Origin of the sequence: Kineococcus glutinatus (assembly GCF_039542765.1) — a bacterium.
Lineage (GTDB): Bacteria > Actinomycetota > Actinomycetes > Actinomycetales > Kineococcaceae > Kineococcus_A > Kineococcus_A glutinatus.
On the sequence record NZ_BAABIL010000710.1, the window covers coordinates 1 to 842 of the forward strand.

The window sequence follows — 842 nt, forward strand, 5'->3', positions numbered from 1 at the left end:
GGGCGGCGTGCCGTGCCGACCCCGCGGGCCCACCCGCTGGACCTGCCGCTGTGCTGCGACCTCGTGGCGGCCGCCACCCGCGCGGGTGCGCCACCGGCCGCGGCCCTGGACGTGGCGCTCGCCGTGCTGCCCGCCTCGCGCGACCCGCTGCGCGAGGCGTTGCGGCGCGTGCAGGCCCAGCTCGCGCTCGGGGCATCCCCGGAGGTGGCGTGGGCCGGTGCGCCCGCGGAGCTGGAGCCGCTGCACGGGCCCCTGCTGCTGTCCGCGGCGACGGGAGCCCCCGCGGCCGAGCTGCTGGAGGCGGGTTCCGCGCAGCTGCGCCGCGAGCAGCGCCGTCGCGCGGAGGTGGCGGCCGCCCGGCTGGGGGCGCGGCTGGTCCTGCCGCTGGGGTTGTGCACGCTGCCGGCCTTCGTGCTGCTCGGCGTGGTGCCCGTCCTGCTGTCCCTGGCCGGCTCGGTCCTCGGCGACCCCTGACGTCCAACCGTGGACGGCCCGTGCGACGTCCGGCCGTGGACGGCCCGTGCGGCGTCCGCCCGCCCGGGTCCGCGTGCGACCGGGCCGTCCACAACCCCCGCGGCGGGCGCCTGCGTCCCCAGGGGTGGGCCGGCCGGCGGTGCGGGGCCACCGGCGCGGCCAGGCTTCCGGACAGGTCGCGGACGCGGCCCGCGCACCGGCCGCGTCGCCGGGGGAGGACGCCATGACCAGCACGACGACCGAGGTCGGCACTGACCGGCCGGACGCACGCCGGACCGGGGCCTGCAGGACCGACGGGACCGATGGGATCGCCGGGGCCGGCGGGGGTGCGGGCGTGCCGGTGGCCGCCCGCACCCGTCCGCGGCGCC

The 842-nt window shown here is 81.5% G+C and carries 1 protein-coding gene; it reads left to right on the plus strand.

Annotation, left to right across the window (positions count from 1 at the left end; translation table 11 throughout):
* The coding region (locus ABEB16_RS20490) for a type II secretion system F family protein (RefSeq protein ID WP_345714040.1) at positions 1-474 on the plus strand (474 nt) is incomplete at its 5' end.
* Between the last annotated feature and the right edge of the window lie 368 nt (positions 475-842).